13 protein-coding genes are annotated in these 16,998 nt (G+C 37.0%); 5 read left to right on the top strand and 8 right to left on the bottom strand.

From position 1 onward, the window contains the following. From pgaD to pgaB, 3 genes are read right to left on the bottom strand one after another with little or no spacing between them, the layout of a single operon-like run. Nucleotides 1–444: a poly-beta-1,6-N-acetyl-D-glucosamine biosynthesis protein PgaD gene (pgaD, locus tag PHV22_RS03860; protein WP_299945822.1), complete on the bottom strand. Its 444-nt coding sequence runs from the start codon at nt 442–444 to the stop codon at nt 1–3. After that, a complete protein-coding gene (gene pgaC / locus PHV22_RS03865; RefSeq protein ID WP_295023000.1) occupies nt 441–1,763 on the bottom strand; it encodes a poly-beta-1,6-N-acetyl-D-glucosamine synthase in 1,323 nt (440 codons plus the stop codon). Before pgaC ends, pgaD begins: the two co-directional genes overlap by 4 nt. 9 nt (nt 1,764–1,772) lie before the next feature. Beyond that, on the bottom strand, nt 1,773–3,794 hold the full coding sequence (gene pgaB, locus PHV22_RS03870; protein WP_299945827.1) for a poly-beta-1,6-N-acetyl-D-glucosamine N-deacetylase PgaB: 2,022 nt from the start codon (nt 3,792–3,794) through the stop codon (nt 1,773–1,775). A 207-nt stretch (nt 3,795–4,001) separates the two neighbouring features. On the opposite strand from pgaB, the gene PHV22_RS03875 reads away from it, so the two are divergent. Further along, nucleotides 4,002–5,192, top strand: coding sequence for an NAD(P)/FAD-dependent oxidoreductase (locus tag PHV22_RS03875; RefSeq protein ID WP_299945830.1), 1,191 nt, complete (start codon nt 4,002–4,004; stop codon nt 5,190–5,192). On the opposite strand, the gene PHV22_RS03880 is transcribed toward PHV22_RS03875, so the two are convergent. Together PHV22_RS03880 and PHV22_RS03885 are read right to left on the bottom strand one after the other, a co-directional pair. Then, the gene (locus tag PHV22_RS03880; RefSeq protein ID WP_295022997.1) at nt 5,193–5,918 is read right to left on the bottom strand and encodes a penicillin-binding transpeptidase domain-containing protein; all 726 of its coding nucleotides are present in this window, start codon (nt 5,916–5,918) and stop codon (nt 5,193–5,195) included. It abuts the gene before it with no gap. A 14-nt stretch (nt 5,919–5,932) separates the two neighbouring features. Further along, on the bottom strand, nt 5,933–7,270 hold the full coding sequence (locus PHV22_RS03885; RefSeq protein WP_299945833.1) for a deoxyguanosinetriphosphate triphosphohydrolase: 1,338 nt from the start codon (nt 7,268–7,270) through the stop codon (nt 5,933–5,935). 118 nt (nt 7,271–7,388) lie between these two features. On the opposite strand from PHV22_RS03885, the gene PHV22_RS03890 reads away from it, so the two are divergent. The 3 genes from PHV22_RS03890 to PHV22_RS03900 are packed head-to-tail and all read left to right on the top strand — an operon-like array spanning nt 7,389 to nt 9,713. After that, the gene (locus tag PHV22_RS03890; protein WP_295022995.1) at nt 7,389–7,943 is read left to right on the top strand and encodes a LemA family protein; all 555 of its coding nucleotides are present in this window, start codon (nt 7,389–7,391) and stop codon (nt 7,941–7,943) included. Between the two features lie 34 nt (nt 7,944–7,977). After that, nucleotides 7,978–8,919, top strand: coding sequence for a DUF3137 domain-containing protein (locus PHV22_RS03895; RefSeq protein ID WP_295022994.1), 942 nt, complete (start codon nt 7,978–7,980; stop codon nt 8,917–8,919). Continuing rightward, nucleotides 8,916–9,713 (top strand): EI24 domain-containing protein, encoded by a 798-nt coding sequence (locus PHV22_RS03900; protein WP_295022993.1) that lies wholly within the window; start codon nt 8,916–8,918, stop codon nt 9,711–9,713. Before PHV22_RS03895 ends, PHV22_RS03900 begins: the two co-directional genes overlap by 4 nt. On the opposite strand, the gene PHV22_RS03905 is transcribed toward PHV22_RS03900, so the two are convergent. From PHV22_RS03905 to PHV22_RS03915, 3 genes are all read right to left on the bottom strand, one after another. Further along, complete coding sequence (locus PHV22_RS03905; RefSeq protein WP_299945845.1) at nt 9,710–11,794, bottom strand: ATP-dependent helicase; 2,085 nt, start codon at nt 11,792–11,794, stop codon at nt 9,710–9,712. The two genes, PHV22_RS03900 and PHV22_RS03905, sit on opposite strands and share 4 nt — an antisense overlap. 92 nt (nt 11,795–11,886) lie before the next feature. Then, on the bottom strand, nt 11,887–12,384 hold the full coding sequence (locus PHV22_RS03910; protein ID WP_295022991.1) for a ferritin family protein: 498 nt from the start codon (nt 12,382–12,384) through the stop codon (nt 11,887–11,889). 81 nt (nt 12,385–12,465) lie between these two features. Then, complete coding sequence (locus PHV22_RS03915; RefSeq protein ID WP_295022990.1) at nt 12,466–14,073, bottom strand: diguanylate cyclase; 1,608 nt, start codon at nt 14,071–14,073, stop codon at nt 12,466–12,468. 264 nt (nt 14,074–14,337) lie between these two features. Here PHV22_RS03915 and PHV22_RS03920 point away from each other — a divergent pair, with 264 nt between their 5' ends. After that, entirely contained in the window at nt 14,338–16,965 is a 2,628-nt protein-coding gene (locus PHV22_RS03920; RefSeq protein WP_299945850.1) for a valine--tRNA ligase, read from the top strand. Nucleotides 16,966–16,998: the final 33 nt, after the last annotated feature.

A 16,998-nucleotide genomic window follows, 5' to 3' on the forward strand; every position in this document is an offset into this window, starting at 1 on the left:
CTATTTTATTGAAATTTGATTCTCTAAATCTACTATATGTCCATGGTTATCATGATGTATAGTTATTAGTTGAGTATCCATTGACTCTTTTAGTTTCTCACTATCTACTTTGAAATAATCTGCATACTCATCAAACTCATAAATCAGATGTTCGCTTGGGGCAACATGTCGGTTTAACCATGACAAAATAAATAAAACGATCGGAGTAGCGACCAACATCACTACTGCGTGTTCAAATGTTACTGCCGAAACTTCATCAAAAATAACTGATGATATCTCATCAGCAGGTGCATCCAAGTTAATCATTTTATAAAAAACATGAAATAGTGGTTTCCAAAGATATATCCAACCAGCCCACAATAAAACAGTCACCGCGTCCCAAACCAATTTCTTACGAAGAGGCAACTCATGGCGCTTATTGATAATCAAAGTTTCATGATTCATATATCAACCTTCATGGAGGATTTGTCTTCGGTGTTTGTTAGCTGTTGATGAACACCCCTATCTGGACTAACCCATCTAGCACGAGTTTTTTTGCCAAATATAACCTTTGGAAGCGCAACAACGGCCGTAAAAAGATTTAAAAACCAAAAAGCAAATGGATACCAAATCATCCAAAAATAATTTTTTCCCAAGCCTTTATCATAATGACCATCTAGCCATTTACTAATTGCAAACTGTATTAGACATGCGCCAATCAAAATTACGCTACCTTGATCAGGCAAAATTGGTGATTCATTAGGCATCAGATAGTTAACTGGAACAAACAGACCAACAATCCACACCAAGATAACCAAAACCATACTGTAAGCCCAAATCATACTCAACATCAACTCAATCATAAGCCCCCAAAGATGTGTCTGTTTATGCAAAAACAGAACTCTAAAGTTTTTAAACATTACCTGAGCACCACCCATTGCCCAACGAAGGCGTTGATTCCATAATCCTTTGATAGTCTCTGGCATTAAAATCCAGACTAAAGATTTAGGCTCAAAACGAACATCCCAACCATTTCTCTGTAGCTTCCATGTTATATCAATATCTTCAGTCAACATATCAGGGCTCCAGTAACCAACTTCATGAACTGCAGATTTTCTAAAGCCAGCAATTACACCAGAAATCGTAAATAGACGCCCAAAGCTTCTTTGTGCTCGCTTTATCATACCAACAATAGAAGAGAACTCTCCAACTTGTATTTTGCCAAGCAGGCTTGTACGGTTTCGTATTCTTGGATTGCCAGTTACGGCTGCTACTTGCGGATAATGCACAAAATGTTTAGCCATCCAGTAGAGGCAATATGGATCAATCAGGGCATCTCCATCTATGCAAACAAGATACTCATATTTTGCTAAAAGTGCTCCAGCTTGAAGCCCTAATGCTTTACCTTGATTTTGTGCTAAGTTGACAACTTTCAGTCTTGGATTATTTTTTGCAAGCCCCACCAATATCTCTAGCGTGTTATCTTTGCTTCCATCATTGATAGCTATTACCTCAAAATCAGGATATATAACATTAAGAGCATAAGAGATTGTCTCAATAGCATTTTGACCTTCGTTGTAACATGGAATTAGGATAGATACGCCAGGCCAACTCTCGCCAACTTCGAGTTCTGGAATCGTCTGATTAACATACTTTCTCTCATTTTTAAAGTAAAAAAATATAGCGCCAATCATCCATAGAGTTGACATGAAGAGCGGATAGTAAAATACATAACCAAGAACTGCATGCCAAACAAAGTGCCACAATACATAAAAATCTGTCAAAAACTATCCTTACTTATTTGATGTGACATTGCTTGGCACTATCGTGTGCATTCGTAATGGTTTTTTTGTAAAATCTTCTCTTATTGCATCTGCATTGGGGATGTTTTTATACTGATTATCAGGATAATACGCGATGTGATGCACACCTAAGTCATAAAGATGTCTTATGGTCTGACTAAGCTCAGAAGATGAGATAGCCTCACTATTTTTTCTCCAATCTACACTCTGCAGCTCCATAACCGTGCGCTCTAAACCGCACTTATCCTCTTTTACTCTTTTTACAATATTATCATAGAACTCTGTCGAATTGCTTGCTTGTTCCATATATGGCATCGCCATAATCGCTGTGTAATCATATTTTTTTATTGAATCTTTTAATGACTGAGCATACCACTCCTCTGCGTTATCACTTAGTGCAACTTGTGCGTATAGATTGCGAGCTGTCTTGAGCCCTGGTTGCTCATTTCTTACAATCTGAGCCAATTCCATTGCAAAATCATCCAAATACTCAGTTTTGAGTCTTGTCCACTTAGCAAACTGCTTTTTATCTGCTCTTATTTTGGCAACACTTTGTGATAATCCCCACTTCTTGTATTGCAATCTAGCTGCTTTGCTGTCATCTTCAAAATCAGACAGAGTCACATCATCATGAAATATTATTCCATCAATATAAACTGATTTTGCCAAATCCTCATAAATCTCTTTAATCACTTTTTGTGCTTTTGGAGAAAATGGAGAGAGTCGTGGATACCCCATGTTTAGGTGGGTTGGATCAACTTGCAGTGTTACTACCAAATCTTTTGCGGCAGGACTATTTTTAGGTAACTCCCAAGCTATGACAGGCATCCAAGCATAGATTCGTTTCACTTGTGTGCGAGTTGCTATCTGCCAAGATACTCTGTTGAACAGATTGGCGCGCATTGGTATATTTCGATTTGGAAAATAGACATAATCCGCCGCACCATTGGCATCAGGGTCGGCGAAGGCTTGAAGATAAACTGTATTTATTCCCAGCTTTTTTATTCTATCAAGCAAACCACCGAGATTTTTTTCTTGTTGATTTGGATCTGGATCATAAATATAATCTAAGTCAATATGCGCCGCCTTTGTTGTGCGAGCATCGTCTGTGAAATTAGCATTTCTCACCAACATATTTAGTTTTAAATCAGGAAGTGTCATTTTCCCTTCAACCAATATTCGTCGAAGTCTAGATAGTGGCGTAATCTTTGTGTTACTTCCATCATCTAGCGTTAGTCCAATAGGCATCCCTAACTTATTTGCGATTTTAGTTACTTTGGTGTTATAGTATCCATATGGCCAAACCATCACGCGAGGTTTTTGTCCTGTGTATTGCTTTAAAAAATTACTGTTTTCCAGTAAATCATCATGAACTCGTTGTTCATAACATGTCTCATCCTCACAAACTTGTTTATCTGGAAACCATTGACGAGTTCTAACTGCCGGCTGTTTGTTGCCTTGAGGATTTCCAAGTATCCCTTTGTGTGCTAAATATGAATGACTAGCAATCTCAACTAAACCGCTAGCAACCATCTCTTTAATCTCTTTTTGACTTAAAAACTTACTTCGGTCAATCATATGCCCATCAAAATCCACCTTCTCTTTTGACTTTAACCAACCGCCAACAAGCGCGATTACTGTTGGAATTTTATATTTTTTCAAAACAGGATAAGCATTGGCATAAACAGACTGATAACCATCATCAAAAGTAAGCAAAACTGCCTTATCTGGCAATAATTTTGAATTTTTTCGATATCTTAAAATATCATCCACACTAACGAAGTGGTATCCATTATCTATAAACCAGCGTATCTGCTCATTAAAATGTTCTGGAGTAACCGTATATGTTGAGTCTAGTGTCTCGCCTTTAGCGGCTATTTCGTGATAACTTAGTATTGTAAACTCATTGACATTTTGATCTCTACTGCAAATATTTGGCAACTCGTTTGCCACCACAGAACCGCTCACAACAACCATTAATGCAAAGATTAGTTTTAACATTGGTTTTAACATACAGTATCTCTCTTCACTATTATTAATATAACTACACTCATTGGACTTTTATAAAAATTTATATTTATATTGTATCTCAACTCCTCTTTTAAATCTCCAATATTTTAGTAAAATTATCGCTAATATATAGTTTTTACAGCAAAGTGCTTGCATAAATTGATTAATTTTTATGGTTCTGATAAAATGTACTCACAAGGAATATAGTATATGAAAAAAGTAGCGATTGTTGGCGGTGGAGCTTCTGGACTTATTTGCGCCATATTTTGTGCCAAAGAATCTTTGATTGTGGATGTTTATGAGCAAAACTCAAGATGTGCCAAAAAGATTTTAGTCTCTGGAAATGGGCGTTGTAACATAACAAATAAGAATCTCTCATCAAGCGACTATTTTTCAGAAAATTCATTATTTGTAGAGTTTGCCATAAAAGAGTTTGGATTTATAGGATTTGAAAAATTTTGCCAAAGCATAGGTCTTTTACTTGATATCAAAGATGATGGACGAGCTTATCCGCTGAGTAATGAGGCAAAAAGTGTCGCATCACTTCTTGTGAACCACGCTAAAAATCTCGGTGTAAATTTTCACACAGACACAAAAATCTCTGATATAAAAAAACTTCTGTATGACTATGATGCGGTAGTCGTCGCTACTGGCTCTGAAGCAGCCTCTCATCTTGGCGGAAATAGAGATGGAGTTAATTTTGCACAGGAGTTTGGACACAACATCATTCCCACTTATCCATCACTAGTTCAACTACATTTAAACTCTCAAATAGCAAAAAAAATGAGCGGAGCCAAAATTGATGGTGAAGTAACGCTGCTTATAAATAATAAAAAAGAGCTCTCATGCAGTGGCGATATACTTTTTACAGATTATGGCGCCTCTGGTTTTGCCATCTTAGATATCTCTCAACGAGCAAGCATTGCTTTAATGGAGTTTTCAAGCGTTGCTATAGCCATAAATCTACTTCCAAAATTTGATGCTCAAAAACTGTCAAACCATATAAATAAAATGGCTTTATCGGAGCCAAAATTTAGCATTATTGATATTTTAAGCGGACTTATTCCTATTAAAATCGCAGTTGGAATATTGGAAGATTTAAAAATTCAAACATTAATAAGCGGGGATGAAATCGGGATAAAACTCAGTAAAAAAATAGCAAATTCTCTTTTATCTTGGCGCTTTGAAGTAACAGATACACACAGTTTCCGTCACGCAGAAGTAAGCGGCGGTGGAATCGATACAAGCGAAATAAACCCAAAAACTTTTGAATCGCTAAAACAAAAAAACCTCTACTTCTGCGGAGAAGTTTTAGATGTAGTAGGTCGCCGTGGCGGCTACAACTTCGCCTTTGCATGGGCAAGCGGGTACTTAGCGGCTAGGAATATAGCAAAATCATAACTACTCTTTAGCTCTAAAATAGTCTAAAGCTATCCGCTTTGCCTCTGCTCCGTTTGCTCCCTCGCCTTTTATATTAAAAACAAAAACTTTTCCGCTTTGCCCGTTTTCTATAAAACCGACAAACCATCCTATACCGCCGCAGCTTCCCGTTTTTGCGGCGATCGTGTATCCATCTTTTTTTTCTATGGTCATAATATCTTTTACCGTATTTATGTTCTGTTGCAAAAACAAAAGATCGTTGCGAACAAATCTCGAGAGAAAATCAATCTGTTCATTCGGTGAGATGGCAAGACTTCCGCTTCCTAACCAAAAGTCGCTAAGAGTGCGTGATGTATCCATATTACCGTATTTAGTCCCCTTAACATATTCTGCCATTCTCTTATAACCTATGCGTCTTGCCATCTCTTGATAGAACCAAACGGTAGATTCCGCGATAGCCGAGCGCATAGAGTGATCACGATTCCACGCCTCATACTCACGCACAACCCCATCCCACTTTATACTCTCATTCTCATCTTCTACGGCTTTTACTTCAAGAGCTATCAAGCTGTTTAAGATTTTAAATGTAGAACACGGCGAGTATCTCTCATTTTCACGCTCTCCGAAAACAACTCTTTTAGAGCTGTTTAGATCTAGTATAACAGCACTTCCGTCATACTTTCCAAAATTTGGTTCGACTGCAAAAAGAGCTATCTGGATGATAGAAAATAGTAAAAACTTTAGCATAAATACTCCTTTGCTTAGCTCCCCATCCCATTGAGCTGATTTGCAACATACATCGCGTGGTTGTCCGTCATGCCGACGATGTAGTCGATAACCCTTTGGTACATATTGTAGAGACTCTGAGTTTTTTGAGGTCTGTTTTCGCCCATAAGTTCCAGTGCTCTCTTGTTTCCAAAAGAGAGTTTTGTCTCGTCGCCTTTTTTATAAAATTCGTATGTGGCATGCATCAAGTTTTCTAGCAGAGTTTCTATAATATTGTAAGCTCCGAGTTCTAGTTCTATCTTTCTTTTTTCGTTAAATATTTTTGCGCTTCCAAGCCGTTTTGCTTCTTTGATGGCGGTTTTAAACTCATGTTTTTTAAAGAGTTCAATCAAATCTTTCGGCTGTTCATCGCTTACTACGGCATCAAAATTCTCTTCAAAAATTTCCATCGTATGAACGGCTAAAAGGTGTATGGATATAGCAACAAGTCTTGAGACTTTTTTAGTATCCTCAATGCTACTCTCTGAGTATATTTTCGCAACCTCATCTTCACCGCAGATAAGGGTAAAGATATTTTTTAAATCCGTAAGCGTTATGATTTTCAGCTCTAGTGCATCTTGCAAATCCAACAAACCATAGCAGATATCGTCTGAGGCCTCCATAAGATAAGAGAGAGGATGTCTTTTAAAAGTTCCGTCTGCTCTAATCAATCCGAGTTCGCTAAAAAGGAGTTTAAAAAAAGCAGATTCACTTTGAAAATAGTTAAACTTTGATTTACCGATATTTTTGCAGTTGCTTGAAGAGTGCGGATACTTTACCAAAGCTCCGAGTGTCGCAAAAGTAAGATTCATTCCGCCGCCAAAAAGATTATTTTCTATTTGAGTGACAACTCTGAAACTTTGAGCATTTCCGTCAAGATGGATAAAATCTTCTATCTCATTTTGTGAGAGTTCTTTTAAAAAATCCTCATTCCTATTTGTCTCAAACCACTCTTTTATAACCTCTTCTCCCGCATGTCCAAAAGGCGGATTTCCGATGTCGTGTGCCAAACAAGCAGTCTGGATGATGTATGCGACATCGTAAGGGTTTATCTCTATGTGCGGATACTTTTTACTCAAAAATTCTCCGACCCTAAGCCCTAAACTTCTGCCGACACTTGCAACTTCAAGGCTGTGTGTTAATCTGTTGTGAACATGGTCGTTTTTTGAGAGCGGATGAACCTGTGTCTTTTTTGATAGTCTTCTAAATGAGTTTGAAAAAATTATTCTGTCGTAGTCTTTATGAAAACTGCTTCTGTAGTACTCCTGATTTTCATCCTCTTTTATCTCGCTATGAGAGTAGTATCTTTTTTTCAAGAGTAACATCTGCCACATTTTGTCTCCGTATATAGTGGTTTTATGATGTTATCATACAGAAACAAAACTTCAAAAATAGAAATTTCAACCCTTTTTGGATAGACTACCCTACTAACCTCATACAAAGGATTTAAACATGTCGACAACACTTATTGTTTTAATTGTTATTGCTCTTATCTTAGTTTTGATCTACAACTCTCTTGTTGCAAAAAAGAATCAGGTTGAAAATATCTTTGCAAGTGTCGATACGGTTCTTAAAAAACGCTACGACCTCATCCCGAATCTTGTTGCATCCGTAGGCAAATATATGGAACATGAAAAATCACTTCTAGCTGAGGTTACAAAGCTTAGAGCTGACGCTTCCAGACCAAATATCAATGAAGCACAAAAGATTGCACTTGATGCAAAAGTAAGCTCTGCTCTTGGCTCTATTATGGTGGCAGTTGAGAGTTATCCTGAGCTAAAAGCAAATGAAACTATGATGCACCTGCAACGCTCTTTAAATGAGGTTGAAGAGCAGATTTCTGCGGCAAGAAGAGCTTACAATCAGGCAGTAACAGACTATAACAACGCTATTGAGATGATTCCAACTAGTATAATGGCATCTATCATAAACTACAAAAGAAAAGATGTTTTTATTGTAATCGAGAGTCAAAGAGAAAATGTGTCAGTTAAAGAGCTTTTTAACTGATGTTATGCACTAAAACAAATTATCTGTTTAACATATGAAAAACATAAGCGAACTAACTGATTATTACTATAAGGAGCTATTTCCACTCCTTCAAAAACTAGAAACCGACAGAACAAATCTAAAACATAGAGTTATAGTAGTCGGGGTAATCATAGGTGCAATCGCAATTATTATAGCCTCTATACTCAAGAGTCATTTTGAGATTGTTATTTTTGCATATATTGGAATTATGACGATTTTATACAAGTCAATGACCAAAGATTACACAGCGGAGTTCAAACAAGGCGTCATCAAACCACTTATTGGCGAAATTGGAGAAAAGCTTATCTACTCGCAAGATGGGTACCTATCTGAGCTTATATTTGAGCGCTCAACTCTTTTCAACAAAGCAGATAAATTTAGCGGAAACGATTTAGTTAGAGGCGAAGTTGATGGCGTAAATATTGAGTTTTCAGACATTCACGCACAAGAGAAGAGAAAAAACTCTAAAGGCGGCTCAGAACTTATAACAATCTTCAAAGGGCTTTTTATTGTCTCTGAGTTTAATAAAAACTTTATAGGCAAAACAGTTGTGCTTCCAGACTCCGCACAAGGCACATTTGGCAACATCATCGGTAACTGGTTACAATCAAAAAATGCTTCAAGAGATGAGCTTGTAAAGATGGACAGTGTGGAGTTTGAAAAAGAGTTTGTTGTCTACTCGTCCGATCAGATAGAGGCAAGATATATCCTCTCACACTCACTTATGGAGAAGTTTTTGCAGCTCAAAAACAGATCACAAAGAAGAGTATCCATCTCTTTTGTTGGTAGTAAAATCTACATAGCAATCTCTTACGACAAAGATCTCTTTGAGCCAGTTGTCTTTAGCTCGCTATTGGATCACAAGACGGCAATGGAGTATGTAAAAACGCTTCACTTAGCTATTGGCGTAGTAAAAGAGTTAAAATTAAATGAGAAGATTTGGAGTAAAAAATGAACAGTGAACTTGGAATATTTAAACAGAGTATAAAAGATTTTTTAACGAAAGATATGCTTAAACTCGCCACCCTGCCCTTTATTTTTACGATTATTTTGATGTTTGTACTTTTCTTTACTTTTTATGGAACTCTAATCCAGCACATAGGCGTTCTTGACTTTCAAAGCACTCAAACAACTATCCAAAACGGCGTCCCTCACACTGAAAATATCTCAGCAAAGTTTGATGGAAGCACTATTTTAAACTTCCTAACAACCCACATATTAGCATCTTGGATGGCATCGTTTTTACTTTTTTTTGTTGGTATGATTTTCACGCTCTACATCTCTGTTTTTGTAGCCATTCTAGCCATAGGATTTCTAACTCCCACAATTCTAAAAAAAATCCATCAAAAACATTACAATGATGTAGAGATGATTGGTTACTCAAACATCATTGAAGCGATGTTTTTACTTGTCAAGTACCTCTTTTTTATGATTTTATTTTTCATAGCCTTAACGCCGTTTTACTTCATCCCTATCATAAATATCATAGCTTTTAACCTCCCACTCTACTATTTTTTTCACAAAATGATGCTCTATGACATCTCATCAAACATCTCAACAGAAAAAGAGTTCAAACAGATAAGCTTTTTTAATTCAAAAAGTTTAAGAGTAAAAACCTTAACGCTCTACCTTATATCTCTAATCCCTTTTGCTATATTCTTTGGAGCGGTTTTTTTTGTCATATACTTGGGACATAGCTATTTTCTGGAAGTCAGAGGGATTCGCGCCACAAAGAGTATTGAAGATTAATCTCTATCTTCCTTATCTGTGTCTTTCATAACCATAGCCCTATATGCTTCATCTTTAGGAACCAAACCCGCCTCATATAAAAACTGCGATGGTAGGAAATTTGTTTTTTTAATCTTGTCATATTTTGCATAGCTTAGGTAGAGTATATCTTTTGCTCTTGTCACTGCCACATAAAATAGTCTTCTCTCCTCTTCGAGCGAGCCGCCTCGTTGCATCAATTTTCTATTTGGGAATCTTCCATCCATCAAATCAACCACAAAAACCTCTTTAAATTCCAAACCTTTTGAGGCATGCACACTCAGCAGATTTACTCCCTCGCCTTGCGTTAAATCTGACGAGCCTAAAATCATGGCATTTAAAAACCTATCATGTTGCGAGTATGGCTTTGAGAGTTCTTCCAAGAGAACCATTTTTCTGCTTATTCTTGAGAGTGACTCCTCTTTTTGTTTCTCATCTATCGTGCCATCTTTTAGTGTTGATCTCTGGTTTGCTAAAATTTCAGAAATATTTTTATATATGGCGGAATGTGAGATCTTTTTTACAATAACACGAGGCTCTTTTACACCTTTTAAATCACGAAAAAGAAGATAAAAGTCATATAAAAACATAGCATTATCTTTCGTGAGCTTTGGATGTTTTAAAATCGGGTTCTTCATGAACTTATCTTCAAATCCAAGTTTTGCAAATTTTCCAACGCTTCCAAGCTCCAAAAAATCATCAAACAGTCCTAGCTGCTGGTTTAACTTTCTCTTTTCAAAAGGGTTGTTTATAGATTCATTAGGCGCATAAAGTCCATAAAACATGCTCCCATGTCCAAGAGTTTTTAGCCCGATATAAAGCTCTTTTGCCGTGGCACTCCCCACCCCTTTTGCAAACTCAAAAAGGTGTATAAACGACATCATGTCCGCCTCATTTACAAGCAGAGTATAGAAATCCAAAATAGCCTTAACCTCACGAGAGTCAAAAAAGCTAGTTCCGCCCTTTCTTTTACATGGGATTCCAAGTTCACGAAGTCCAACTTCTATGCCATCCGCAGAGGAGTTGTTTCTAAAAATTACCGCTATCTCTTCTCTTGGGGTCTGAGAGTCCCTTATTTGCGCCGCCATGGCATGGTACTGGTCAAAAAGTTCATCATACGCCAGAAGCTTTGGAGCCTGAGAGTTCTGTTCTCTTGTAACTTCTAATTTTTTTGGATAAATCCTCTCATTATGTTCTATAACTCTCGTGGCAAGAGAGAGAATAGGAACGGTTGAGCGGTAGTTTTTTGTAAGAGTATGAACTGTTGCGTTTGGAAATTTTGTAGTAAACGAGCCGATAATTGAGATATCAGCACCATTAAAAGCATAAATGCTCTGGTCATAATCACCGACACAAAAAATTGAAGGCAGATTCATCGCATCTATAAGAGTTCCTTGAAGCGCATTTGTATCTTGATACTCATCAACAAGCACCTCTTTATAGCCTAAATCTCTGTTCTTGCACATCTCTCTAAAGTGCAAAAGCAAATCATTAAAGTTTACAAAACCATACTCTTTCTTTAAACTCTCAAACTCATCAACTATATCAGCATAAATCATCGCAAAAAATTCATGCTCCGGGTACCTATTTTTAACCCAATCCTCAAAATGGTTCTGCAGTTCTGTATTTTGGTAAAAGGAGTAAACATCATAAAGATAATTTCCGCCATAAGGTGCCACCTCTGCACCGATGTGCCCAAACGATCGTTTTTCATAAACACTTCTAAAGAGAGTTTTTAGCTCTCTCTGTTGTTTTAAAACTATCTTTTTATTATCTTTTTTTAGCCATCTATAACTAACTGCATGAAAAGTCCCGGCGTCTATCTTTGAGGCAATATCTTTACCAAAATAGTTAGCAACCCTATCAATCATCTCAGCTGCCGCTTTATTGGTAAAAGTAAGAAGCAGGATTTGTGAAGGCTCTACACCTTGCCCTAAAAGATAGGCGATACGACCAACTATAGTAGAAGTTTTACCGGTACCGGCAGAGGCGATAATGAGGTTTTGAGGCTCTTTGGAAGTCGCTGCTGCATACTGCTCTTCATTTAAACGAGAAAGTGGCAAATCAACTCCTACAAAGATTTTAAGAGTGAGATTGTACTAAGATAAGCTTGATTTTGATTTATTGCAAAAATGCTCCAAAAGGAGCATCTTGGTTAAATTTGAACAAATGCAGATGGTTTAACGCCACATACTGGGCAGTTTTCAGTTGGCATTCCCAACTCTATATAGCCACATATAGGACAAAGATAAATTCCTATCTCTTCAATATCTTTGCCCTCTTTAACTGCCGCAAATGCTTTTTTATAAAGCTCAGCATGAACTTTCTCGGCTTCAAGAGCATAACCAAACATTTTTTTTGCTTTATGATTTTCTGCTACTGCTTGCTCATACATTGGTGGATACATATTTTCAAACTCATAAGTCTCCCCACCTATTGCTGCTTCTAGATTTTCTAGCGTTGAGCCTATCTTGTCCATCGCTTTTAAATGTCCTTCTGCGTGGATTTTCTCTGCTTCTGCCGTTGTACGGAAAAGTTTTGCAATATTTGTAAATCCATCTTTTTCTGCCTGTTTTGCAAATGCACTATATTTTTGGTATGCTCCGCTCTCTCCGCTAAACGCTACTTCTAAATTCTCTTTTGTATTTGGCATATTTACCCCTAAATGTTTTGCTAATTATTCTATCTCTATTAAACTTAATTAAAAAGAGTTCTAAATATTTAGCATTGATAGCTAATTTCCTTTTACTTGATTTCTTCCACTCTCTTTTGCTTCATAAAGCAATTCATCTGCCTCTTTAAATAGTGCGTCCATGTTTCCAAGCTCAGAAGCATAACCACACACTAGCCCCATAGAAGCTGTTATATACTTGCTCGCACTGCTATATTCATGAGTTATTTTAAGATTTTCAATATCGTCTCTTACCCTATTTGCAAACAATAAAGCTTTCTCTTTTGTATCTACCTTATAGACAAGCCCAAACTCCTCACCCCCCAAACGAAATGCCATATCACCTGCTCTTTGCAAAGATCTTTTCAAACAAGCCGCAAACTTTATAAGCACATTATCCCCCGCTTGATGTCCATAGTTGTCATTATACTGCTTGAAGTGGTCTATATCCATCAACAAAAAGCAAACTATTTTGTAATCTCTTTTTGCGTCCTCTAATATCTTTGGAAAAGTATTATTAAAGTGTCGTCTATTAAAAATATTTGTAAGTCCGTCAGTGATGCTTATCTCTTCTATTCGCTTTTTATCGGTGATATCATAACGAAGTCCTTTATAACCTATGATTCCACCATCTTTTGAGAGGCTTGGCTCTATAATGGCATCTACCCAATAATATCCGCCATCTTTTTTGCGGTTTTTAATCTCTCCTCTCCATACTTTTTTATGGGTAACTGTATCCCATAACTCTTTATACAAACTATCAGGCATACTAGGATCTCTTAAAATTCGATGGTTTTTTCCTAAAAGTTCCTCTTTTGTATATCCAGATATCTCACAAAAAGCTTGAGAAGCTGCAATGATATTTCCCTTCGTATCAGTTGCAGAAGAGATTACATGTTGATCTACAATCGCATTAAATTCACTAATTTCTTCAATTTGTTTGAGGTTTAAAAAAATATTGAGCACTTTTATACTAAGTTCTTCAGGTAAAATAGGTTTTATAATAAGATCGTCTGCTCCATGTTTATATAGCTGTACTTTAAGTTCATCTGCACTCTCACTTATTATAATAATGAGTACTAATTTAGTAAATCTACTATCAGTTTTAAGTACTTTTGTAAACTCTAAGCCACCCATTATAGGCATATTGTAGTCACTAATAACCAAAGAGATGTTTCTTTTTTTGTCTAAAATCTTAAGGGCTTCTTTTCCATTTTGTGCCACCACTACACGAAGCAAAAGTTTTTCTAAAATCTTCTTTACATACAAAGCCATACTTTGAGAATCTTCTACTAAAAGCACCTCTTTATCTCTTGCATACATCAGCCCATCTATGAGCCTTTTTAGATAAAACAAACCATTGGTATCTTTGATAACATAATCTATAATATTTGAGTAAAGATTACTTTGTAAAAGTGCACTTTGAACATTAGAACTAAAAACAATAGTAGGTATATTTTCTTTTGCCAAATAGTTCAACATCTCCATATCTGGAGCATCTGTTAAAATTAAATTAGTCAAGACCACGAAAACTTTGTGTACTTGCATAAAGACTTGCGCTTCCGCCATAGAGCTTGCCTCATATATCCCCAAGCCAACAATAGGTGACAACATCTTTCTAATAAGGTTTAAAGTTACTTTTGAACTATCAACAACTAGAATTTTTTTCATCTTTTTACAACCTCAAAAGAACTGCTAAACTAGACAATTAAAATAATAACGAAAGCACATACCAACCTACCAACCTACCTAGCTTCTTATAAGTTTAATTTTATATCAATAGATTGTATTCCTTGTATTCTTTAGGCATTATTAAATATATTTTCATTCCCATCAGTAACATATAAAGCTCATAAAACTCTTGTCTAAGCAAAGCCTCACTACACTTTAGCTACAATCGCGAACTTTTAAATTAGAAAAATCAAGGTATTTAATATGTCGAACAGCTACGAACCACAAGAAACTGAAGATAAATTTTACAAAATTTGGGAAGAGAGAGGCTACTTTGAAGTAGACGCAAACAGCGCTGTCGTAGAAGAAGGGAAAACTTTTTCTATCATGATGCCTCCTCCAAATGTAACTGGTCGTCTTCATATCGGTCATGCACTTACATTTACACTTCAAGATATTATTACTCGATATAAAAGAATGGATGGATATAAAACTCTTTGGCAACCAGGAACAGACCATGCGGGAATCGCAACACAAAATGTGGTTGAAAAACAGCTCCTAGCCGAGGGCACTACAAAAGAAGAGATAGGTAGAGAAGCATTTTTAAAACGCGCATGGGAGTGGAAAGCAGAATCTGCTGGCATCATGACAAGCCAACTCCGCAAAATGGGTGTAAGTCCTGCGTGGAAAAGAGAGCGATTTACTATGGATGATGGGCTTCAAAAATCCGTTAAAGAGGCTTTTGTTCATCTTTACAATCAAGGGCTAATCGTTCGTGGAAATTATATGGTAAATTGGTGTACACATGATGGCGCACTTAGTGATATAGAAGTTGAGCATGAAGATCATGATGGAAAGTTTTACCATATTCGCTACCCATTTGCCGACGACAGCGGATTTGTAGAGGTTGCAACTACTAGACCTGAGACCTACTTTGGAGACAGTGCAGTTATGGTTCATCCTGATGATGAGCGTTATAAACACTTAATCGGTAAAAAAGTAAAACTTCCACTAACAGATAGAGAAGTGACAATCATCGCAGACACTCATGTAGCCATAGATTTTGGAACTGGCGTGGTTAAAGTTACTCCCGCACATGACCAAAACGACTATGAAGTTGGAAAACGACATGACTTAGAGTTTATCACTGTTTTTGATGAAAAAGGTATCTTGAATGAGTACGCTGGAGAGTTTGAAGGTTTAGAGCGTTTAGAGGCTCGTGACATCATAGTAAAGAGACTTGATGAAGAAGGCTTTATAGTTAAAATAGAAGACCATAAACATCAAGTAGGACACTGTTACAGATGTAAAAACATTGTTGAGCCATATATCTCAAAACAGTGGTTTGTAAGAAGCGAAGTAGCAAAAAAATCTATCAAGAAAACAAACAACGGCGAAGCTAAGTTTTTCCCTCCTCACTGGATAAACTCATATAACTCTTGGATGGGAGATTTGCGTGATTGGTGTATCTCTCGTCAACTTTGGTGGGGACATCAGATTCCTGTATTTTACTGCGGGGATTGTGAGCATGAGTGGGCAAGTCTAAAAGATAGTGAAGAAGCATGTCCAAAATGTGCCTCTAAAAATATCTCTCAAGACCAAGATGTACTTGATACTTGGTTTAGCTCAGCTCTTTGGCCTTTTTCTACTCTTGGATGGGGGAATGGCGATACAGACATGGACAAACTCTTTAGTTCAAAAGATATGCAAGAGTTCTATCCAAACTCACTCTTAATCACTGGCTTTGATATCCTCTTTTTCTGGGTTGCTAGAATGATGATGATGGGTGAGAGTTTTATAGGCGAGTTACCATTTAACCATATCTACCTTCACGCGCTTGTTCGTGATGAACATGGTCAAAAAATGAGTAAATCCAAGGGTAATGTTATCGACCCACTTGATATGGTTGAGAAGTACAGCGCTGATATTCTTCGCTTCACTCTAGCAATCTCGGCGGCACAAGGTCGCGATATCAGAATGAGTAATGAAAAACTTGAACTTACTCGTAACTTTACAAACAAACTTTACAACGCGGCAAAATTCTTACAAATGAATGTTGAAATATTTCCAGATCTAAAAGGTTTTTGTGTTGAGAGTTCACTTGGTCGCTACATGTTATCTCGCCTGAACATGGCAACTGCAGAGGTTCGTTCATGTATGGATGAGTACAGATTTAACGATGCAGCAACTGTGCTTTATCGCTTCTTATGGAATGAATTTTGTGACTGGGGAATTGAGCTTAGTAAGGCAGATAAAGGCGCTATTGTTGAGCTTGGAGCGATTTTTAAAGAGGGAATGAAGCTTCTTCATCCGTTTATGCCGTTCATTACAGAGTATCTCTACCATGAACTAAGTGGTACTACACTTGAAAGCTCTGAGTCTATCATGATTAAAAAGTATCCTTTCAAAACAAAAAAACGTCAAAAAGATGAGGCTAGATTTGAACTGATTATGGACGCCATTATCTCCATAAGAAGAGCCAAGATTTTAGTTGATTTGGCAAACCAAAAGATTGAGAAGGCTTTTGTTAAGATAGATAGCATCAGCGAAGATGACAAAGCTATGATGCTTCCGTTTATCGCAAAATTGGCGAAAGTTGAAATTATTGAGTTTTGTGATGCAAAAATTGCAGATGCAGTTAGTGATATTGCGGATAGCTGTGAGACATTTATCCCAACCAAAAGTATAGATTTAGCACCAATTATCAGCCGCCTAACAAAGCAGAATGAGAAACTTCAAAAAGAGATAGATAAGCTGGTTGGCATGCTAAACAATGAACGATTTGTAGCAAACGCGCCAGAGGATGTTCTGGCTAAAAACAGAGAACTTCTAGCTGACGCAGAGAGTAAGCAAGCAAAAGTCGCAGAGCAGTTAAACTCTCTTATCAAATAATATTGGCTCTGCCCCTTATGGGTCAGAGTATTC

Source organism: Sulfurimonas sp. (assembly GCF_028713515.1).
GTDB lineage: Bacteria > Campylobacterota > Campylobacteria > Campylobacterales > Sulfurimonadaceae > Sulfurimonas.